We start from the raw sequence: 21,577 nt of genomic DNA on the forward strand, positions 1-21,577 counted from the left end.
CAACTACACTCGCTACGCCGCGCCTTTTGTGCGCACTCATTTGTCTAGGGATCGCCTCATGCTGCGCAAACTCTCACTGGCCCTCGCCGTGTCTTGTGCGTCCAACGGAATGGCCTGGGCTGCCGAAGCGCCCTTATCCACCAGAACCGATCTGGTGAGCGTGTACCAGGAAGCAGTCGATAACAACGCCGACCTGGCCGCCGCCCGTGCCCAGTACGGAGCTCAGAAAGAAGTGGTGCCCCAGGCCCGCGCCGGGTTGTTGCCCAACCTGTCCGGCGGCGCAGAAGTCGCCAACGTTCGCACCGATATCGATCAGCCCGCCGCCATCGCTACCCGCAGTGCCCGTTCATACCAGGCGACGCTGTCCCAGCCGCTGTTCCGTGCCGACCGCTGGTTCCAGTTCCAGGCTGCCAAGTCGGTGAACGAACAAGCGGCGCTGCAATTGTCCGCCACCGAACAGAACATGATCCTGCAGAGCGCCGAGAGCTATTTCAATGTGCTGCGAAGCCAGGACAACCTGGCCTCGACCAAGGCCGAGGAAGCAGCGTTCAAGCGCCAGCTCGACCAGTCCAACGAGCGCTTCGACGTGGGCCTGTCGGACAAGACCGACGTACTGCAATCCCAGGCCAGCTACGATACCGCGCGGGCCAACCGGATCCTCGCCCAGCGCCAGGTCGAGGATGCGTTCGAAGCGCTGATCACCCTGACCAACCGTCAGTACAACTCGATCCAGGGCATCGTCCACACGTTGCCAATCCTGCCACCGACCCCGAACGACGCCAAAGCCTGGGTGGACACTGCCGCCAGACAGAACCTCAACCTGCTGGCCAGCAACCATGCCGTCGACGCCGCCGAAGACACCCTGCGCCAGCGCAAGGCCGGTCACGCTCCGACCCTCGATGCCGTGGCGAAATATGAGAAAGGCGACAACGATGCGCTGGGCTTCAGTAATCCGAACCCGATTGGCCGGCCGTATGGTGGCGATGTCGAGCAGCGCACCCTGGCCCTGCAACTGAACATCCCCATCTACAGCGGCGGCCTGACCAGCTCCCAGGTCCGCGAGTCCTACTCGCAACTGACCCAGACCGAACAGCAGCGCGAAGGCCTACGCCGGCAGGTAGTGGAGAACACCCGCAACCTGCATCGAGCGGTGAACACCGATGTTGAGCAGGTCCAGGCCCGACGCCAGTCGATCATTTCGAACCAGAGCGCGGTGGAAGCCACGGAAATCGGTTATCAGGTGGGCACGCGCAATATCGTCGATGTGCTCGACGCTCAGCGCCAGCTGTACACCTCGGTGCGCAACTACAACAACGCCCGCTACGACTACATCCTCGATAACCTGCGCCTCAAGCAAGCCGCCGGCACCCTGAGCCCGGCCGACTTGCAGGACCTGTCGCGCTACCTCAAGCCTGATTACAACCCGGACAAGGACTTCCTGCCACCGGACCTGGCGCAGGCAGCGGCGGAGCAACTGCGCTCAAGGCCGGCTCAGTGAAAAACCTATAGGAACGAGGCTGGAGGAATCCATGCCTGTGGGAGCAAAGCTTGCTCGCGATGCAAACACTGCGGTTTGAGCAAAGACCGGGTTGCATCCATCGCGGGCAAGCCTTGCTCCCACAGGTCTTGCTCCCACTGACCGTCAGTCGATCAACCGCCCCAACCCATCCAGCAACCGCTGCAGCGCCCCCTGATTGGTACGCATCACCGCAAGCCCCGCCTCGGCCATACGCTGGGCATCGCGGGGCAGTTCGAACAGGCGTTGCACAGCCAGGGCCAGGCTTTCGGCATCCTCGACTTCCTGCAAGGCCCCGGCGGCGCGCAGTTGCGCGGCGATTTCAAGAAAGTTGAACAGGTGTGGGCCACTCAGCACAGGCTTGGCCAGCGCCGCCGGCTCCAGCAGATTGTGTCCGCCGTTGGGCACCAGACTGCCACCGACGAACGCGCTATCGGCCAGCGCATAAAGAAACAACAGCTCGCCCATGGTGTCGCCCAGCAGCACCGAGGACTGCGCAGTCACCGGCTGGGCTCCGGAGCGGCGGATCGTGGCAAAGCCTTCGCTTTCACAGAGTCGGTACACCGAGTCGAAACGCTCGGGATGACGGGGCACCAGGATCAGCAACGCATCGGGATAGCTGGCGAGCAATCGGCGGTGGGCGGCCAGCACCACTTCGTCTTCGCCTTCATGGGTGCTTGCGGCAATCCACACCGGACGCTCCGTCGCCTGCCATTGTCGGCGCAGGGCGCTGGCGCTTTCGAGCAGTTGCGGGTCGATGGTCAGGTCGAATTTGATGGAACCGGTCACCGCGATGGTTTCGTCACGGGCACCCAGTTGACGGAAACGCTCGGCCTCGGCGTCGGTCTGGACGGCGAACAAGCTCATCTCGGCCAACATCGGCCGGGTAAGCCTCGGAAAGCGCCCGTAGCCACGCGCCGAGCGTTCCGACAACCGGGCGTTGGCCAAGGCCACGGGAATACCCCGCCTGGCGCACTGATGGATGTGATTGGGCCACAACTCGGTCTCCATGATCACCGCCAGCGTCGGGCGAACCCGGTCGAGGAAACGCTTTGCGGCACAGGGCAAGTCGTAAGGCAGATAGCAATGCTGGATACGCGGCTCGTTGGCGAACAACGCCTGGATTCGCTCCGACCCCGTAGGCGTCATGCAGGTGACGGTGATCGGCAACTGTGGATAACGTTGCAGCAAGGCACGGATCATCGGCGCGGCGGCAATGCTTTCGCCCACCGACACGGCATGGACCCAGATGCCACCCGGCACCATGACCGGCAGCCCCCAGGAGAATCGCTCGCCGATGCGCCGGGCATACGCCGGCGCCTTGCGAGCCCGCAGCCACAGCCGAATCGCTACCAGTGGCAGCCCCAGGTAAAACAATGCGCTATAGAGAGTTCTGTTCATGGCGGCGGAGTTTATCGGGTTTTCAGCCGATCGCCTGCAACTGCACGGCAAAACGTTCCGCCAGCCAGCGTCCGGCCGGGCCCAGGGGTTCGTCGCGACGCCAGACCAGCTCCACCACCAGAGCCGGCGGGGTCCATTCGCTGTTGAGTTCGATCATCTCTCCCTGATACGCCGGGTATTGCACCACGTGGCGTGGCAGCCAGGCCCAACCCAGGCCACTCCTCAACCATTCGGCCAGGACATAGAAACTGTCGGCGCGCCAGACGTGCGGGCTGGCCTGCTCGCTGCCGGGATAAACACTGGACTGGGTCGCCATGAGCAACTGCCGGTGCCGGGCCATTTCCAGGCAACTGACGTAGTCGAGCGCCGCCATGGGGTGGTCGCGCCCGCACACCGTCACCATCTCGACACTGCCCAGCACTCGGCGCTCCAGCGCGTCGGGAATCTGGTCATGACGAAACAACAGCCCAAGGTCGGCACGGCGCTCCACGAGTTTGCGCGCCACATCACCTTGGGCGGCGCTGGCCAGTTGCACTTCCAGGGTGGGAAATCGCTCGGCCAGGGCCGCCAGGCTGTCAATAACCGGCTGGTAAGGCATCGCTTCGTCCTGGGCCAGGCGCAGCCGTGCTTCCTGTCCCCGCATCAGGGCCAGGGCCCGGCCATTGAGGCGCTCGCACTGGCGCAGCACTTCCCGCGCCTCTTCCAGCAGCGCCTCCCCGGCTTCGGTGAGCTTTGGCTGACGACCGCTGCTGCGCTCGAACAAGCTCACCCCCAGGTCGGTTTCCAGCATGGCAATCGCGCTGCTGATAGCCGATTGGGCCTTGCGCTGATCCCGGGCCACGGCCGAAAACGAACGCTTCTCGGCGACGCCGACAAACAGCCGCAATTGCTCCAGGTTCCACTGAACGTTCATTGCCCAACCCATCTAGAATACAGATAGGTAATGACTTTACCCCATCTGGGCGTTCCCTAGAATGATCCCATCGAAAGCGCATCAGACCACGAGGAATCGCCCATGAACGCCTACTACTACCTGGCCATCGCCATCTGCGCCGAAGTGATTGCCACCGTTTCCATGAAAGCGATCAAAGGGTTGAGCACGCCGCTGCCGCTGTTACTGGTCATCGTCGGGTACGCTACCGCCTTCTGGATGCTCACCCTGGTGGTGCGCACCGTTCCGGTGGGCGTGGCATATGCGGTCTGGGCCGGGCTGGGTATCGTGATGGTCAGTGTCGCCGCCCTGTTCCTCTACGGGCAGAAGCTGGACGTGCCGGCGATGCTGGGAATGGCGCTGATTGTGTTGGGGGTTGTGGTGATCCAGCTTTTTTCGAAAACGGCAGGGCATTGAAGCTGCAAGCACAGGCTGACGCTCTGGCTTGTAACTTGAAGCTTGAAGCTTGAAACTTGCAGCTTTATCCGCTCCGAGGTCGCTGCATGCCATCCGTTATTTCCACCGACGTGCTGATAGTCGGCGCCGGAGTCGCCGGCCTCTGGCTGAACGCACGCCTGCGCCGCCAGGGTTTCTCGACTGTACTGGTGGAAAGCGCCAGCCTGGGTGGCGGGCAGAGCGTCAAGTCCCAGGGCATCATTCATGGCGGCGCCAAGTACGCGCTGCATGGCGCGCTGACCGGGGCCTCGGAAGCCATCGCCGACATGCCGCGCCGCTGGCGCCAAGCCCTGAGCGGCGACGGCGAGTTGGACCTGTCGGGCGTGCGGCTGCTGTCGGAAGCCCATTACCTGTGGTCGCCCGGCACCCTGGCCGGCAACCTCACCAGCTTCTTTGCCAGTAAGGCCGTGCGTGGGCGCGTCGATCAGGTCAAGGGCGAGCAACTGCCCGAAGCCCTGCAGGACAAACGCTTCAAGGGCAAGGTCTATCGCCTGGCAGAACTGGTGGTGGATGTCCCCAGCCTGATCGCGCGCCTGGCAGAACTGGCCGGCGATGGACTGCTCGCCGGTCAGCGCATCGAACCGCTGCGCGAACGCGACGAACTGGTGGGTCTGATGGTTGACGACCGTGAGATCCGCGCCCAACGCATCGTACTGAGCGCCGGGGCCGGCACCGCCGACCTGCTTGCCGCCCTGGGCCTCGATCAGCCGGCCATGCAGCGCCGGCCGCTGCACATGGTCCTGGTCAAGGGCCCCAGCCTCAAGCCACTTTACGCCCACTGCCTCGGGGGCGGCCCCAAGCCACGCATCACGGTCACCACGCACCCGGCCGCTGATGGCCAATGGGTCTGGTACCTGGGTGGCGACATTGCCGAAGCCGATGGCGTGGCCCGCGACTCCGCCGCGCAAATCGCCACGGCCCAGAAGGAGCTCGGTCAATTGCTGCCTTGGATCGATCTCAGCACGGCACAATGGGCCACGCTGCGAGTGGATCGTGCCGAACCACTGCAATCGGGCTTGACCCGTCCGGACAATGCCTTCCTGGCCGAGCAGAACCGCCTGCTGGTGGGTTGGCCGACCAAGCTGGCCCTGGCTCCGGATTTTGCCGACCGGGTGATCGCGTCACTGCAACGAGACGGCATCGTGCCAAGCCATCCGGCCCCACTGCCGGACCTGCCGAAACCACCCATGGGCGTACCTGCCTGGGAGCAATTGCTGCCATGAGCCAGCCAACCCTGCACGATCTCCACCGCCCGCTGGGCCATGGTGGCCCGATGGTTTCGCCCTTGGGCCTGGGCACTGTCAAGCTAGGTCGCGATCAAGGCGTCAAATACCCCAACGGTTTCCGGATTCCCGATGATGACGAAGCGCGCATGTTGCTCAAACTGGCGCGCGACCTGGGCATCAACCTGATCGACACCGCGCCGGCCTACGGCCGCAGCGAAGAACGTCTCGGCCCACTGTTGCGTGGCCAACGCCAGGACTGGGTGATTGTCAGCAAGGTCGGCGAAGAGTTCAGCAACGGTCAGTCGCGCCACGATTTCAGCGCCGCCCACACCCGCTTTTCGGTGGAGCGCAGCCTCCAGCGCCTGGAAACCGATTACATCGACCTGGTACTGGTGCATTCCGATGGCAACGACCTGGCGATCCTCAACGACAGCGAGGTCTACCCGACCCTCGCGGCCCTCAAGCGCGAGGGCAAGATCGGTGGTTTCGGCTTTTCCGGCAAAACCGTCGACGGTGGCCTGAAGGCGCTGGAGCAAGGCGATTGCGCGATGGTGACTTACAACTTGAACGAACGCAGCGAGAAAGCGGTCATTGACTACGCTAACGATCACGGCAAGGCGATCCTGGTGAAAAAGGCATTGGCCAGCGGCCATGTCTGCCTGACCCCGGGGATGGATCCGGTCCGCGCCAGTTTCGAACTCTTGTTTGCGCATCCGGGTGTCGCCAGTGCTATTGTCGGCACCATCAATCCGCTGCACCTCGCCCATAACGTCGCGACCGTCGCCACGGTCCTACGAGAAAACTGACACCGCATTTCGCGGTATGAAGCAGGAGCCGACATGCCGCGTACGCTTATCAGAAAAAACCCCAGCAACTTCAAGACCCTGCCCCTGTTCGTCGAAGCGACACCCGAAGGCCTCACGTACCAGAGCGTCGGGATGCCGCTGAACTTTGCCCAGACTTTGCAACGCCGCCGTCCCGTAACGGTCGCCGATGCCGAACGCTTCTCCCTGGAGTTGGCAAACCTGGGGGTCTCGGTGCGTCTGACCCTGCATTGGCAGAACCGTGATTATTGGGTGCTGGTGCGCCAGCGACGGCAGGATCGCGGCGATGTAGTGCTCAAGCTGATTTCCGGCTACGTCCCGGCTCACGAACTGAACCTGCCGCTGCTCACCGCCATTCAGGAAGTGGCGGAGGAGTGTCTCCTGGAAACCCCCGAAGGTTGGCTTGGCGGACGCTTCAACGACACTTGGCTGCCGGCCCCCTACGCCGCCGCCTTGCATTATCGCGAAGCCTTGCCGTTTCGCCTGGCCCCGCTGTCCGGTTCGGCGCGCCCGGTGCGTAGCGCCAACCTGCAGTTGATCGAGCGGCCACGGGCCTATGTGCATCTGCCGACGGCATCGCTGCAGCTGATCTACGATTTGCGCCTGGATGTGCCCAGGGAAGCCAAGTCGCTGAGCCTGTTTCATGTCGATGAGCGCCTGGAAGGCGACCAACTGGTTGCGAGGCTGGATCGCAAGCGCCCCGATCTTTACCTGATGCCACTGCACGACGGGCAGCCCTTGCCCGAGTTGTACACCCTGAAAAAAGACCAGTTGTATCCCGCCAGCACCCGAGGGCTGTACCTGGCGGAAAGTTTTGCCAGGCAGGACGGCTGGCTGGTGCGAGATGAACGGATTCGTTGGAAGGACTGGCTGCGCCAGCAAGGGCTGACGCCAGTGGGCAAGGAGTCCGGGCTGACGCTATTGAAGGGCAAGGCCCGGCAATTGCTCAAGAAGATCGTGCCGCGCAAGGCGGCCCGTTAGAAGAATGGATCAGTGGGAGCCACGCTCCCATCGATCCGTCTGCGGAGCACTTCAGTTATTGCGGATTTTTTCCACAATCGCGGTCGTCGAGCTGTTTTCCACCAACCCCAGCACTTTCACGGTACCGCCGTACGCGGTGACGATGTCCGCCCCCACGACCTGGTCGATCCCGTAATCGCCGCCTTTCACCAGCACATCCGGCTTGACCTCGCGCAGCAGGTTTTCCGGTGTGCCTTCGCTGAAGCTGATCACCCAATCCACCGCACCAAGACCGGCCAGGACAGCCATGCGTCGGTCGACGCTGTTGATCGGACGCCCCGGCCCCTTGAGACGGCTCACGGAAGCATCGTCATTGACCGCAACGATCAAGCGATCGCCCTGAGCCCTGGCCTGCTCGAGGTAGGTCACGTGGCCGGCATGCAGGATGTCGAAGCAGCCGTTGGTGAACACGATGGTCTCGTTATGGGCACGCGCATCGTCGACCGCCAGCAGCAACTGCTCCAGGCCGAGCACGCCTCGCTCGGAGCCTTCTTCACGCTGGATGGCGCGACGCAGTTCCGGGGCACTGATGGCCGCCGTACCGAGCTTGCCGACGACGATGCCCGCCGCCAGGTTCGCCAGGGCCACTGCATGAGGCAGTTCCTCGCCGGCGGCAATCGCCGCGGCCAGGGTAGAAATCACGGTATCGCCAGCACCCGTCACATCGAACACTTCCCGAGCGCGAGCCGGTAGGTGCAAGGCCGGGTGATCGGGACGCAGCAGGGTCATGCCATGCTCGCCACGGGTCACGAGCAGCGCACCGAGGTCCAGGTCCTGCATCAACTGTGCGCCCTTGCTTACCAGCTCATGCTCATCGACACAACCGCCGACGATGGTTTCGAACTCACTGAGATTCGGCGTGATCAGGCTCGCGCCACGGTAGATGGAAAAATCCTTGCCCTTGGGATCGGCCAGTACGGGAATACCACGGGCACGGGCGGCCTGGATCAATGCCTGATGATTTTTCAGCGCGCCTTTGCCGTAATCGGACAACACCAGCACCTTGATGCCATCGAGCATCTGGTCGACCTCGGCACCCAGGGCCAGGGGATCGGTGGCGAACGGTTCTTCGAAATCGATCCGCAGCAGTTGCTGGTGACGGCTCATGACCCGCAGCTTGACGATAGTCGGCTGATGCGCGACGCGCTGGAATCTCGCCCGCACGCCAGCGCCTTTGAGGCTATTGGCCAGGCTGTCGGCGGCCTCGTCGTCGCCGGTGACGCCAACCAGGGAGGCCGGGGCGCCGAGCGCGGCAATGTTCAACGCGACGTTGGCCGCGCCACCGGGACGATCCTCGATGTGCTCGACCTTGACCACCGGCACCGGTGCCTCGGGAGAAATCCGTGAGGTACCGCCATGCCAATAGCGGTCGAGCATGACATCGCCGACCACCAGGACAGGGGCTTGATCGAATCGCGGCATCGACAACTTCATGGAGCATCCCACATACAAAATGAACAGGGGCGCGATATTAGCACAGGGTGGAGATAGGCTCGTCCATGGCAGTCGCAAGCCGCTCCTTTAATTACGTTGGCAGCAAGGCCGCAAGCCGGTCGCAGGCCTGGGACAACTCCACTTCGCAGGTATTGATTTCGCATTCAGGCGCCAAGGGCGCTTCGTAGGGACTGTCGAGCCCTGTGAAATTCTTGATACGTCCAGCGCGCGCCTCGCGGTACAGCCCCTTGGGATCCCGCTCGGCGCAGACCTCGAAAGGCGTGCTCACGTACACTTCCACGAACTCGTCCGGGGAAAACAGTCGCCGGGCCGCGTCCCGATCGGCACGGAACGGCGAAATTGCCGCGACGATGACAATCAGGCCGGCATCGACCATAAGCCGTGCCACTTCGGCAATGCGCCGGACATTTTCCTTGCGGGCCTCATCGTCCATTCCGAGGTCCCGACACAGCCCCCGGCGCAGGTTATCGCCATCAAGCAGACTGGTATGCAAGCCCTGCCGATTGAGCTGCACTTCCAACGCATTGGCCAGGGTCGACTTGCCGGCTCCCGACAACCCGGTCAACCAGATGCAACAGGGGCGCTGAGACTTCAGCGTGGCCCGGTCCCCGGGCGTAAGCGCCAGCGCGCAGGGGCGGATCTGCGGCTGTTGCATCGATACCTTTGACGTCTCATCCATAAGCCAGTCTCCCGTAGTCGCGCGGCCAGCACTCCGTATCAGGCGATATCCTGGGCGGGCGCATCCAGGCCCATGGCGTGAAGACGCGCGTAGTAGCCATTCTGGGCGAGCAGTTCGCCGTGGGTGCCACGCTCGACGATGCGGCCCTGGTCCATCACCAGAATCAGATCAGCCTTTTCAATAGTCGACAGGCGGTGGGCAATGACCAGTGTCGTGCGACCTTTCATCACCTGATCCAGCGCGGCCTGGATATGCCGCTCGGACTCGGTGTCCAGCGCCGAGGTAGCCTCGTCCAGAATCAACAGCGGAGCGTTCTTGAGCAATGCCCGGGCGATGGCCAGGCGTTGGCGCTGTCCGCCGGAGAGCAGCACACCGTTCTCTCCGACTTCGGTATCCAGCCCTTGGGGCAACTGCTCGATGAAGTCCATGGCATAGGCATCCCGGGCGGCTTTCTCGATGTCGGCCCGGGGCGCGCCGGCCAGGTCACCGTAGGCGATGTTGTTGGCCACCGTGTCGTTGAACAGCGTGACATGCTGGGTTACCTGGGCAACATGCCGGCGCAGATTGCGCAGGCGATAGTCTTCGATTTCCACGTCGTCGAGCAGGATCTGGCCGATTTCATGGTGATAGAAGCGCGGGATGAGGCTCGCCAGGGTCGACTTGCCGCTGCCCGAACGACCGACCAGCGCAATCATCTGTCCGGGGGCCGCGGTAAAGCTGATGTCCTTGAGCACCTCGCGCTCGGCGCCGGGGTAGGTGAAGCTCAGGTTGCGCACATCGAGGCGACCACTGACGCGCTCCTGCTCGACCGTGCCGTTGTCGACTTCCGGTTCGACGTCCAGTTGTTCGAAAATGCTCTCGGCGCCAGCCACGCCTTTCTGGATCGTGGAGCTGACTTCCGAAAGCTGGCGAATCGGCTTGGGCAGCAGGCCGGCGGCAGTGATATAGGCCACCAGATCGCCGGCCGTCGCATCGCCGCGCAGGAACAGCACCAGGAACATCAGGGCCGCCATGGCGGTGTAGATGACCAACTGCAGCATCGGCGTATAGACCGCGCCAGTGCGGGTCATGCGCAGTTGCCTGTCGGTGTTGCCCTGGCTGGCCTGGGCAAAGCGCTGCTCTTCGTAGGCCTCGCCACCGAAGCTGCGCACGACGCGGTAGCCCTGGATGGTTTCGGACGCCACGTGCGTCACGTCGCCCATGGCCACCTGGATCTTTTTGCTCTGCTTACGGAATTTCTTGCTGGTATTGCTGACCATGAAGGCGATCAGCGGCAGGATCGCCAGCATCACCAGAGTCAGTTTCCAGTTCATCCAGACCAGGTAAGCGAAGAGGAACACCACGGTGAGGCCTTCGCGGATTACCACCTTGATGGCATCGGTCGCGGCACCGGTGACCATGGTCACGTTGAATGTGATGCGGGAGATCAGATGCCCCGAATTGTGGGTGTCGAAATAGCGGTTGGGCAGCACCAGCAATTTGTTGAACAGCTCCACCCGCAAGTCGTGTACCAGCCCCAGGGAAACCCGGGCCAGGTAGTAGTTCCCCAGGAACGACCCCAGGCCCTGCCAGGCGGCGATCAGGATGATCAGCAATGGCACCGCCATCAGCAATTTCAAGTCCTTGAGGTACGCCACGTTGGGAAAGAGCACCGCATCGGGGTTGCTCAAGCCATCGACGAAATATTTGAGGATCCCGGCCAGCATGGGTTGGGTGGAAGCAAATATGACGAAACCCACGATACTCAGCAAAAAGATGCCCACGTAGGGTTTGACGTATCCCAGCAGCCGAAAATAGATTTTCAGGCTGGAATCCTGTTCCGCTTTGGGCGGTGCATCACTCATCGTAGAGCTCACTGTTAGGAAGAACGCGGAATTTTATCACAGCCATCCGGCATGACCCGCGTCCAGGTCAAAAGGCCGGCCAAACCAATCGGCAACCAGCTGATGAACCATTCGGCGCGCGGAGTCCCGGTCAGGCTCGCGGCGTCGAACTGCATCGCCAGGAACGAGAATATCCACATACCGAGCACGCCACGGCCCAGCAGCGTCTCGCGAGCCCGCCAGGCTTCTCGCAGCACGGCGAACCAGACGATGCACCACAACACCAATCCCGGCAAACCAAGCTGGATGGCGACATGGCTGAACAGGTTGTGCGCGTGTTCAAAGGAAATGCGGCCGACGGAAACCCGGTAGTCTCCCGCCAGTCCCAGGCCACCCCATGGGCGCTCGGCAATCATGCGCAGACTCGACATGAAGATTTCGGGTCGGTAGGAAGCACCGCGTGCCAGGACCAACGGTTCGAGCAGCCAGAAGGTCAACATGGCGAGCACCAGAGCCGTCGCGGCGATAAAGCGGGTGCGCCGGTCCCGACAGTAGATCGGCATGGCCAGTACGCTGAGTAGCAGGGCCAGCGCCGCACCGCGACTCTGGCTCATCACGACAAATACGCCCAGCAACGCGAGGGCCACCCCATAGACGATCTGAAATCCGATGGAACGCGGTATCCAGTGCAGCATCCAGATCACCGCCAGTCCGATTACATAGCCACCCAGAATCGGATGGGCCAGTTCGCCCAATCCCCCCAAGCGCGCCACCCAGGGATTGTTTTTGATTCCGTAGAAATAAATGATTGCCATCAGGGCTGTCAGCGCAAGTCCAACACCTCCCCACTGCATGATGCGAATCACTCGATCTGGCTGCCCGTCGGCCAGGATCGGGAAGAACAGCAGAAACGCCAGGATATAGAGCAACCGCTTGGCTTCGCGCGCCGGCTCCGGTGCGTGAGCCCAGAGCAAGGTAATCAGCGCCCAGATCGCCAGCGCAAGCAATGTCGTATAGATCAGACGTTGGGCATGCCACAGCTGCGCCAGCCGATCACGGGCCGGCCAGGCGAGCACGATTACCGGTAACCAGACAAAGACGACCAGACCCTGCTGATAAATCTTGTTGGTCGGTGCCAGGGCGATTGCCAGCAAAAACCATAATAAGCCAAAAGCCATCCAGCCCTGCGCCCAGCGTCTCGCTTGCATCTTCGCTCCTAATACGGCTCACCCGCCAAACCGGCATGGTTAAAACGAAAAGTTTTGGGCATCATGGCCCGCCATGGTACCGGCTCTTTCAACAAGGTTTCCCTACGATGCAATCCACTCGGCTTCCCCAAGCCGCTTTGAATCAATTGATTGAAGGCGCCAGTATTCTGGAGGCCGACAGCTACGGCCCAAAAGTCTATCTGTTACAGGATGGCAATATTCTCAAGTTATTTCGCCGCAAGCGGCTTTTTTCTTCGGCCCTTCTACGGCCTTATTCGGCTCGATTCATCCAGAACGCGACCCGCTTGCAGCAACTCGGCGTACCGACCCTCGATGTACTGGCCTTCTACAAGTTGCCAAAGCCCGGCATGACTGCCGTTCTCTATCGGCCGCTTCCCGGAAAAACCCTGCGTCAATTATCGAACCAGCAAGATTTCAGCTGGCAACGATCCCTGCCTGCGCTGGTCGACCTGATCCGCAGCCTGCATGCCAGCGGTATTTATTTCCGCTCGCTGCACCTGGGCAACATCGTGGTTACCCCGGGCAACGAACTGGGGCTGATCGATGTGGCCGACATGCGTTTCCTGCGCTCTCCGCTGCCGCGCTACCTGGCACGCCGCAATTTGCAGCATTTCGCTCGTTATATTGCCAGAGAGAACCTGAACGGGAGCTTTCCGATGCAGGCGCTGGAAAACGCTCTATTGCCCGCCTGAGAACAATTGCCGGGCGGTCTGGCTGAAATTCAGCCAGGCCTCATCGGGGGCCAGCGCCTGATACTGGGCTGACGCGACCACGGCGGCCGAAGCCTGCGAGATCCGCCGGAGCGCTTCCCCCCAGGCTTTGGCGTCGTTCACCGGGGCGTACCAACCTGCATCGCCCAATTGTTCACGGAACACCGGCAGTTCACTGGCCAACACCGGAACACCGGCCATGACCGCTTCTTGCAGGATCAAGCCCAGGCCTTCATCAAGGGACGGGATCAGCACCCAGTCGAATGCCGTGTAAAGTGTTGCAACATTATCCAGATGCCCCGTCAGCACCACCCTGCCCAATAGATCCGGCTGGACGATTCGCGCTTGCAGCGCCTCGCGCTGCGGCCCTTCCCCAACGATGACCAGGCGCCAGTCAGGCTGGCTTTGCGCGACCAGGGCAAACGCTTCCAGCAGGCATGCGAACCCCTTGTCATCCACCAGTCGCCCGACGGCGCCAAAGACCCTCAGATCGGCCAACGGCACCCCCAATCGAGCACAGGCTTCTTCGCGCGGCAAAAGCGCGGACCGGAAGGCCTTCGGATCGAAAGCGCTGCGCAGCACCGTCACCGACATTGCGAGGTCATCCCGGAGGGCAGCTGCCAGGGTCTGTGAGACCGCCACCAGGCTCAAGCGCGAGGCAGGGAACCCGCGCAGCAATTCACGGCCTTCGGCGTTGAGTCGTGTCACACCATGGAAGATCACTACGACGCGGATCTGTGGCATGTCCTTCAGGACCGGCAACAAGGTACGGGCGACGCCAAGGCCGTCGAGCAATACGACACGTGCATCGCTGTCGAGCAACGCCTGGCGGAAGCGCCTGCGCATCAAGGGTTTGAACAACCGCCAGATATGCCGTCCCTTGAGCCGGGCAGACGAGAGATGCCACTCCCTGGCCTGTCCCACATTGACCTTGCAGGCAGCTCCCGAGCCCTGCAAGAGCCATGTCTTGATGGGCATTGACGGCTCGATCCGCGAAAGTATCTGGTGGTGAACCTTGTGTACCGAAGCGAACGGCGAACCGCCCGCCCACATGACATTAATAATGCTCATTGAGCAGCAAACCTTTCATCGCGCTCCAGGATTCGTGCTGCGAGGCATCTAATAATTGATAAGCCAACCAATGCAGACTCCGAGCAAAAGGACCAGGGACAACTTGGCTTGCTCGCGACGCCTGCGGCGCTCCTTGCGCTGACGTTCCACGGGGACTTCCACGTGGACGCCGAATCCTGTGTGCAAAACAGCATCCCCTTCCAATGTGACCGCCGTCAAGCTCAGTTGTGCATAGCGCAGCGACAGGGCTTTCTCGCCACCGAAGCCGGCAAATGGAGCACACAACCGGTATTCCTTGAGCCGACGAAGGCCAGGATTGAGGGAAAAGCCTTGCCATTCGGGTTTGTCGGAGATCAGCGGGTAGCAGGCCACCCCCCGGATGAGCTCACGCTCGCCCAGGCGTATGTAAGGACTGTGTACACACAAGTCGTAAACATAGTTACGCAGCCACACCTGGAGAATATCGGGTCGTTGTTCCAGGATCGCGCGTGAATCCTCCACGAAGGCAGGACGATAGAATTCCCAATCGTCCTCGCAATGGAAGATATAAGGCGTCTTGACATGCCCGTAGGCCAGATCGATCGAGGCCAACTGCCCCAGCTTCGGCCGATTGATAAACACTGTACAACGGTCTTTCCAGTGCACCGGGATAACGGCATGCACGCCTTCATCGCCAGCGTCTTCGGTGATGAAGACCTCTCGAATCGGCGCGGTATTGAAACGGTCGAAGCTCTCCAGCGTCCGCTTGAGCAGATCGAGTCGACCGCAACTGGTTACCACCAGGGTGATGTCACTCTCGTTGGAAAACTGCACCTGAAATACCACTTAGTCAGATGCCATCCCGATATGGGATGGCTGAACGGTTCCTGTCAAACGCCCAGCCTCAGGCGCAATCTTTCCAGCAGGCTCAACGGCGCACGGGGTCGCAGTGGCGGCACCAGCGCTTCGACGATCTTCTGGCCTATACGTGCGAAACTGAATTGCTCCAGCGCCAGCTTCTGTCCGTTATACGCGATATTCCGAGCCAGTTCAGGATCGGCGCGAAGCTGGGCAAGCTTCTCCTGAAGCTGCGGGATGTCGCGATACAACACCACGTTCTGCATATCCTGCAACCCCAATGCGCGGGCTTCGTCAGCCCCTTGATCGAACGCCAACAACACACAGCCGCAGGCCATGGCTTCGAAGTTCTTGATCATGAACTCCCCCATGCCCACATCGGCGCTGACAAAAAAACGGATGCGATTGAGAGTCTCGCAATATTCTTCGCCAGACTTGGTGCGAGTCACCACCAATGACTCGACACGCCCCAGCTCGTCCAACAGCGCTTTGCGGCCACTGTAGGCGACGCTGTTGGTGCTGCCCACGAAAGCCAGTTCGATATCCCGTTCGCGCCCCAGATCCTGCAGCAAGGATTGATCGTAGCCCTTTGGCACGAATACCGCATCGAAACCTTCGCTTCGCAGGCGTTCCGTGACCATGAAGCCGGAGCTGATCACCCTCGCCCAAGGCAGGCGGCGATAGTGGGCACTGAACTTACCGGTGTATTTGCATGGGATGTAGTTCTGGTAGGCGTCGTGTTCGAGGATCACCAGGTTGGGGATCGTACGGATGAACCGGGTCTGACGGATCTCTTGCTTGAAGCGCAGGAAGAAGACGATCCGGTCGTAGCGCGATACATCGACGTGACGTCGGAAATAGCTCCGCAGGTTGCGTTGCTCCTGGCTATCGAGCCAGCGCAGGTCACACTCGCAATGAGCGGCCACGCCTTCATAGAGCCGGTCCAGGATGGCCCGCTGTTCTTTCTGCACCAGAAACAGAACTTTCATCGTCTTCCTTGCGGTACCAAACGACTTGAGAAATAACCGGGAGCCTTTGTGCGTCGGAACACAACACTCTCCCGCCGTGGCCTTCTACAGCCGCCAGAACAGTTCATGGCGACGCACAGCCTTGCGAAAAAACTCATTCTCGCCATACGGCGACCCCCCGCGTCCGGCCAGTATCCGCTGGATATGACGACGCAGACGTCGCTTGAACGGCGCTGGCGGTTGCAGATCATGCATCATGCCCAGCGCCATGGCCTTGTCACGCTGGCCGGCCAAATCCAATGCAAGGCTGATGGGATGCATCGGCCGGACCGGATCGAAATACGGCGGCAGTGCAACACCGGCACCCGCATCGCCCATGGGCCAGCGGTCATTGTCGTGCAGGTGATTGGCATAGCCCAACAGGACCGCGGGCTGCCACTCCAGGCCCTCAAGGGCCTGGGTCACGGCATCATGGGCGCAGACATGATCGGGATGCGGATCGAGCGTCGGGTGCGGCAAGACCACGACGTCGGGGCGGGCCCTGATGATCAGCTCGCGCAGGTCGGCCAGCAAATTGTTCCAGGTCGGCGCGCCGTCGACATCGCCAGGCAAGGTGAATGGGTTCAATTGACGAAACAGCCGGGTATCGCTCAGGTCCGCCTCGCGCGACCCTTGGGGATGGCCCGGCGCGGCTTGCATGGCTGCCAGTTGCAGGCAGAAGTAACCCAATTGCACACAATTGGCCTGCGGCACCCCGGCCCAGCGTGGCACGGCGATGCTGTCCCAAGCACGCAAACGGCCCTTGAGGCGTGCCGCCTCGATGCTGTCCAGGCCCATCTTGCGGTAATGCTCGGCTTCGATTTCGCCAGCGGTCAGTGTCACGATCCAGGTGTCGTCGGCCCGGCTATACAAGCCGAACGCCGCCAACTCGGCATCATCGGCATGGGGGGCGATGACCATGACCCGTTGATGCTTCATCTGCGCCGCCGCAAAGGACCACAGCTTCGGTTCGCCCTGGACCCGGCAGAAACGCCCGCGCAGACGCAGCTCACCCCGGGACAGCACGTCCCCCTGCTCGCTGAGATTGAGATAGCGCAGGCCGTTGACCCCGCGCTCGAAAGTCTGTCGATCCGGATGTTCACCGCCCGACAACTCGACGACCGGGTCGATGAAGCGCCCCAGCCAGTTGCTTTTGATTCGCAGCGCCAGGACCAGCGTTGCCCCCTCGTCCAGCATTACCCCTTCATCCAGTCGCAACCGCCCGGCATTCAGATGCACCTTGGGTTGTTGGGTGAACGGCGGGAAGCTGTACTGATAGTCGTCCCTGGGCGAATAGAACAGATGATCGGCGAACCATGCTTCATGGGCAATCCAGCCCAACACTGCCAGCACCAACGGTAGCCACCAGGCCACCACGATCCCCGACATCACCAGCACTACGAGCGCGAACATCAGTCCGATACGCTTGTTGCGACGGTGGCGCTTGAGTAATTGCTGCTTGCGACTCGTGGAGGCATTCATACGGTAAACACCGGCACCGGGTTGCACCAGCGGTCCTTGTATTCGCGGTCCGCCCGGCCGAAGGAAAAGCGCATTGGCTTGCCGATGGCACGAGCCTGTTCCCAGGCGCTTTGCGTATTAAGGAAGCTCAACACACTGCCAGGGCTGAACGCACGGGTCTGCGGGTCGACACCGCCGTTGATGTATTCAACACTGATCCACTCGGGCGCTTCAACGCGATAGACCAGTTGAATGGCAATCGGCGCATCGTTGAGCAGGATCACCGAGCCGATCAGCAGCTCGCGCAGCAGCTCGATCACCTCGGCCATGCGCTCGGCCCCGGTAGCCGCAAAGCCCCAGCGACGCAGGAACAGATCACAGTAGATCGCGGCCAGTTCCTCGCTGGAGAATGTCTCGACCGGCCGCACCACTCCGCCGGCCTCTTCCAGCAAGCGCAACTCGCGGCGCTGGTTATAGCGAAACTTCTTGGACAGCTCTTCCGGTGTACGCGCCATGGCCAGCTGTTCCTGTTGCGGCTTCAAGCCACTGAAACGCCCCTCATTGAGGACCGACAGGTAACGTCCGCGATGGCGCAACGGCGCCTGGGCATCGGCTGCGGCCGGCAGGATCAGCTCAGCATTGCCCAGGTCGAACAGGCCTTTTTTGCCGCTGCGCTTGAGCACGTCCTTGGACAAGGCCAGGTCGCGCCCCCAGGTCGGGATTGCGGCCTTGAGCTCACCCTCATGCTCATAGGCCAGGTAGCGCACGGGAATATCGGCCAGGGCCGCCAGACGCTCGACCACCAACGGATGGGTCGCCACACTTCCGCCAAAGCGTTGCCAGGCCTGGGCATAAACCGAAGCGTCTACCGCCGTCCAGCCGCGCTCGCGCCAGCCTTGGAATCGATTGAGCATCAGGCCCCCGGTGCCAGTTCGATGACTTGGGGCAAGCGCCAGAAAGCCTCGCGTACAGCGCGATCCGAGAAGCGCTCACGCAGGCGATCACGCATCAATTCGGCGCATTGGCGACGCTGCATGTCGTCCATGGCCGCCAGGTGCTGCAGCCCTTGGGCCAAGTGCTCGGCGTCGCCCAGCGGAAAGAGGATACCGACACCCTCGACCACTTCCTTCGCCCCACCGCAGGCCGTAGCCAGCAGGGGCACGCCGGCCGCCATGGCTTCGAGCAACACCATGCCGAATGGTTCGTGATCGGAACTCAGGGCGAACACATCAAAGGCGCGGAAATAACGACGAGCCTCGGGCACCTGGCCGAGGAACAGGACGCGGTCTGCAACGCCCAATTCCAGTGCCAGATCGCGAAGATCCCGCTCCAGGCGCCCCTTGCCGAGAATCGCCAATTGGCTGTTACCCGGTAGATAAGCCAATGCTGCGGCGAAACCCCGCAGCAACGTGGCTTGGTCCTTGTCCGGGTGCAGGCGCCCGACATTGCCGACGATCCAGGCGTTCGAATCCAACCCGAGGGTCTGCCGCGCTTCCTCCCGGGAAACCAGGCTGGCCTGGGTGGCGTCGAGATCGATGCGGTTGTAGAGGGTCTGGATCCGGCTGGATGGCCACTTCGGCAGGCAGCGGCGCATGTCGTCGCGTACCGCGTCGGAGACCCCGAGCAAACTCAGGCGTTTGCGAAAAATGTGGGCGAACAACCGGCGGGTACGCCGCTGGTAGTCCCCGAAGGCATGGTGCACGCCAATCACCGGCAGGCCGGTACCGAGCAGAGCGATGTAGATCGGCTTGAAGCGATGGGCAATGCAGAAACTGAAGTTGCGCGAAGCGGCGATCCTGCGCAGATCGCCGATGGCACCCAGCTTCAGGCCGCGCACGGCACTGGAGCTGTACTCCATGAACAGCACCTCGTCCGAGGCACAGCCGGCGGCGACCTCGGCATCGGCCGCCCCAGTGAGAAACACGGTGGTCACGCGATAGCCAGTGCCCGCGAACAGGCTGGCATATTGACGGGCGCAGTCGAGGAACGGCCCGTCATAACCGTGGCAGAACTGCAGCACATGTCGCTCAGCCGAGCGTGTCATAAGCGTCCACGCCGTCTTTGACCACCAGAATGTCTTCCATGATCAGATATTGCAGATCGGAACCGTAGAACATATTCAACGCGTCGGTCGGCGAGCAGATCATCGGTTCGCCACGGCGGTTGAGCGACGTGTTCAGGGACACGCCGTTGCCGGTCAGCACCTCGAGCGCCTTCATCATGTCGTAGTAGCGCGGGTTGTATTCGCGCTTGAGCACCTGGGCCCGGGAAGTGCCATCTTCATGGACGACTTCCGGCACGCGGGTTTTCCATTCTTCGGCCACTTCAAAAGTGAACGTCATGAAAGGCGCGGGGTGATCGACCTTGATCATCTGCGGCGCAACGGTGTCGAGCATCGACGGGCAGAACGGCCTCCAGCGCTCACGGAACTTGATCTGTTCGTTGATGCGGTCAGCCACGCCGGTAGCGCTCGGGCAACCAATGATCGAACGGCCACCCAAGGCACGCGGACCAAACTCCATGCGTCCCTGGAACCAGGCCACCGGGTTACCGTCGACCATGATTTTCGCAATGCGCTCGGGGGTGTTGTCGATCTTGCGCCAGGCCGGTTTGCTCGGGTGACGAGCGCACGCGGCGATCACATCTTCATTGCTGTAGGCCGGGCCGAGGTAGACGTGCTCCATCTTCTCCACGGGCACGCCACGGGCATGGGACACATAGGCCGCCGCGCCCACCGCGGTGCCGGCATCACCGGACGCCGGCTGTACGAACAGTTCCTTGACGTCATCGCGGGCGATGATCTTCTGGTTCAGCTTGACGTTCAAGGCGCAGCCGCCGGCGAACGCCAACTTGCCGGTTTCCTTGAGGATGTCGCCCAGGTAATGATCGATCATTTGCAACGCAAGCTTCTCGAACAGCGCCTGCATGCTGGCCGCGTAGTGGATATATGGCTCGTCGGCGATGTCGCCTTCACGTTTCGGGCCCAGCCACTCGATCAGCTTCGGCGAAAAATAAAAGCCCTTACCCTTCTCTTTATAGCGACGCAGGCCGATCACGTTGGCGTAGTCGGTATTGATCACCAACTGGCCATTCTCGAACGAAGCCAGGCGCGAGAAATCGTACTTGCTGGCATCGCCATAAGGCGCCATGCCCATGACCTTGAACTCGCCGTCGAGCATTTCGAAGCCAAGGAACTCAGTGATCGCACCGTACAGGCCACCGAGGGAATCCGGATCGTAAAATTCCTTGATCTTGTGGATCTTGCCGTTTTCGCCGTAGCCGAAGAAAGTCGTGGCGTACTCACCCTTGCCGTCGATGCCCAGGATCGCGGTTTTTTCCTGAAAGCCTGAGCAGTGGTAGGCGCTGGAGGCGTGGGCCAGGTGGTGCTCCACCGGTTCGATCTTGACTTTTTTCGGGTCGAAGCCCAGTTGTTCCAGGCACCAGACGATCTTGCGACGATAACGCTTGTAGCGACGGTTACCCATCAGGATCGCATCAAGGGCGCGATCCGGTGCGTACCAGTAGCGCTTGGCGTAGTGCCAGCGCGCTTCGCCGAACAGGCTGATCGGGGCGAACGGAATCGCCACCACGTCGACGTCGGACGGCTTGATGCCTGCCTGCTCCAGGCAGAACTTCGCCGACTCGTAGGGCATGCGGTTCTTTGCATGTTTATCGCGTACGAAGCGCTCCTCCTCAGCCGCCGCGATCAGCTTGCCGTCGATGTACAGCGCGGCGGAAGGATCATGGCTAAGGGCGCCGGACAGGCCAAGAATCGTCAATGCCACAGGGTCTAGCCTCTTATGTCTGCATGCGGGCGACAAGCGCCTCGAAAAATTGATGTGCCGCTCGCCAGGGGCGTTGGGCAGCTAAAGGGCGGGATTATAGCTTAAAAGCGGCGGTAAGCCGCTAGCGGTGAGCGGCTGGCACCTGA

19 protein-coding genes are annotated in these 21,577 nt (G+C 61.7%); 6 read left to right on the forward strand and 13 right to left on the reverse strand.

The genetic code is table 11. The annotated features are described in order from the left end of the window. Window positions 1-58 precede the first annotated feature (58 nt). On the forward strand, window positions 59-1,498 hold the full coding sequence (locus tag AD666_RS03425; RefSeq protein WP_053147577.1) for a TolC family outer membrane protein: 1,440 nt from the start codon (window positions 59-61) through the stop codon (window positions 1,496-1,498). A gap of 144 nt (window positions 1,499-1,642) precedes the next feature. Here AD666_RS03425 and waaA read toward each other — a convergent pair whose 3' ends face one another. Next, window positions 1,643-2,917, reverse strand: coding sequence for a lipid IV(A) 3-deoxy-D-manno-octulosonic acid transferase (gene waaA, locus AD666_RS03430; RefSeq protein WP_053147579.1), 1,275 nt, complete (start codon window positions 2,915-2,917; stop codon window positions 1,643-1,645). A gap of 22 nt (window positions 2,918-2,939) precedes the next feature. Beyond that, the gene (locus AD666_RS03435) at window positions 2,940-3,830 is read right to left on the reverse strand and encodes a LysR family transcriptional regulator (RefSeq protein WP_053147581.1); all 891 of its coding nucleotides are present in this window, start codon (window positions 3,828-3,830) and stop codon (window positions 2,940-2,942) included. A 102-nt stretch (window positions 3,831-3,932) separates the two neighbouring features. On the opposite strand from AD666_RS03435, the gene AD666_RS03440 reads away from it, so the two are divergent. The 4 genes from AD666_RS03440 (at window position 3,933) to AD666_RS03455 (ending at window position 7,335) form a co-directional block, all read left to right on the forward strand. Next, window positions 3,933-4,265 (forward strand): multidrug efflux SMR transporter, encoded by a 333-nt coding sequence (locus tag AD666_RS03440; protein WP_053147582.1) that lies wholly within the window; start codon window positions 3,933-3,935, stop codon window positions 4,263-4,265. Window positions 4,266-4,351: 86 nt separating this feature from the next. Next, the gene (locus tag AD666_RS03445) at window positions 4,352-5,527 is read left to right on the forward strand and encodes an FAD-binding oxidoreductase (RefSeq protein WP_053147584.1); all 1,176 of its coding nucleotides are present in this window, start codon (window positions 4,352-4,354) and stop codon (window positions 5,525-5,527) included. Then, on the forward strand, window positions 5,524-6,336 hold the full coding sequence (locus tag AD666_RS03450; protein ID WP_053147586.1) for an aldo/keto reductase: 813 nt from the start codon (window positions 5,524-5,526) through the stop codon (window positions 6,334-6,336). The genes AD666_RS03445 and AD666_RS03450 overlap by 4 nt, the downstream gene beginning before the upstream one ends. A gap of 33 nt (window positions 6,337-6,369) precedes the next feature. After that, window positions 6,370-7,335 carry a hypothetical protein gene (locus tag AD666_RS03455; protein ID WP_053147588.1) on the forward strand — a complete coding sequence of 322 codons (966 nt, stop codon included), beginning with the start codon at window positions 6,370-6,372 and terminating at the stop codon, window positions 7,333-7,335. 51 nt (window positions 7,336-7,386) lie between these two features. Here the strand turns inward: AD666_RS03455 and hldE are convergent, their stop codons facing one another. The 4 genes from hldE to AD666_RS03475 form a co-directional block, all read right to left on the reverse strand. Beyond that, a complete protein-coding gene (gene hldE, locus AD666_RS03460) occupies window positions 7,387-8,808 on the reverse strand; it encodes a bifunctional D-glycero-beta-D-manno-heptose-7-phosphate kinase/D-glycero-beta-D-manno-heptose 1-phosphate adenylyltransferase HldE (RefSeq protein WP_053147590.1) in 1,422 nt (473 codons plus the stop codon). A 91-nt stretch (window positions 8,809-8,899) separates the two neighbouring features. Further along, a complete protein-coding gene (cysC, locus tag AD666_RS03465) occupies window positions 8,900-9,508 on the reverse strand; it encodes an adenylyl-sulfate kinase (protein WP_053147592.1) in 609 nt (202 codons plus the stop codon). A gap of 38 nt (window positions 9,509-9,546) precedes the next feature. Continuing rightward, window positions 9,547-11,352, reverse strand: coding sequence for a lipid A export permease/ATP-binding protein MsbA (msbA, locus tag AD666_RS03470; protein ID WP_053147594.1), 1,806 nt, complete (start codon window positions 11,350-11,352; stop codon window positions 9,547-9,549). 14 nt (window positions 11,353-11,366) lie between these two features. After that, entirely contained in the window at window positions 11,367-12,539 is a 1,173-nt protein-coding gene (locus AD666_RS03475) for an O-antigen ligase (protein WP_053147595.1), read from the reverse strand. A 107-nt stretch (window positions 12,540-12,646) separates the two neighbouring features. Between AD666_RS03475 and AD666_RS03480 the strand changes: the two genes are divergently transcribed. Next, window positions 12,647-13,252 (forward strand): toluene tolerance protein, encoded by a 606-nt coding sequence (locus AD666_RS03480; protein ID WP_053147597.1) that lies wholly within the window; start codon window positions 12,647-12,649, stop codon window positions 13,250-13,252. On the opposite strand, the gene AD666_RS03485 is transcribed toward AD666_RS03480, so the two are convergent. The 7 genes from AD666_RS03485 to AD666_RS03515 form a co-directional block, all read right to left on the reverse strand. Further along, on the reverse strand, window positions 13,238-14,341 hold the full coding sequence (locus tag AD666_RS03485) for a glycosyltransferase (protein ID WP_053147599.1): 1,104 nt from the start codon (window positions 14,339-14,341) through the stop codon (window positions 13,238-13,240). The two genes, AD666_RS03480 and AD666_RS03485, sit on opposite strands and share 15 nt — an antisense overlap. 48 nt (window positions 14,342-14,389) lie before the next feature. Further along, entirely contained in the window at window positions 14,390-15,154 is a 765-nt protein-coding gene (locus AD666_RS03490; RefSeq protein WP_053148167.1) for a hypothetical protein, read from the reverse strand. Between the two features lie 56 nt (window positions 15,155-15,210). After that, window positions 15,211-16,167, reverse strand: coding sequence for a glycosyltransferase (locus tag AD666_RS03495; protein ID WP_053147601.1), 957 nt, complete (start codon window positions 16,165-16,167; stop codon window positions 15,211-15,213). A gap of 84 nt (window positions 16,168-16,251) precedes the next feature. Next, window positions 16,252-17,667 carry a PIG-L deacetylase family protein gene (locus tag AD666_RS03500; protein ID WP_053147603.1) on the reverse strand — a complete coding sequence of 472 codons (1,416 nt, stop codon included), beginning with the start codon at window positions 17,665-17,667 and terminating at the stop codon, window positions 16,252-16,254. After that, on the reverse strand, window positions 17,664-18,560 hold the full coding sequence (locus tag AD666_RS03505) for an antimicrobial resistance protein Mig-14 (protein WP_053147606.1): 897 nt from the start codon (window positions 18,558-18,560) through the stop codon (window positions 17,664-17,666). Before AD666_RS03505 ends, AD666_RS03500 begins: the two co-directional genes overlap by 4 nt. Continuing rightward, entirely contained in the window at window positions 18,560-19,690 is a 1,131-nt protein-coding gene (locus tag AD666_RS03510; protein ID WP_053147608.1) for a glycosyltransferase, read from the reverse strand. The genes AD666_RS03505 and AD666_RS03510 overlap by 1 nt, the downstream gene beginning before the upstream one ends. After that, window positions 19,674-21,431 carry a carbamoyltransferase gene (locus tag AD666_RS03515; RefSeq protein WP_053147611.1) on the reverse strand — a complete coding sequence of 586 codons (1,758 nt, stop codon included), beginning with the start codon at window positions 21,429-21,431 and terminating at the stop codon, window positions 19,674-19,676. The genes AD666_RS03510 and AD666_RS03515 overlap by 17 nt, the downstream gene beginning before the upstream one ends. Window positions 21,432-21,577 lie beyond the last annotated feature (146 nt).

Source organism: Pseudomonas sp. Pf153, from assembly GCF_001269775.1.
GTDB lineage: Bacteria > Pseudomonadota > Gammaproteobacteria > Pseudomonadales > Pseudomonadaceae > Aquipseudomonas > Aquipseudomonas uvaldensis.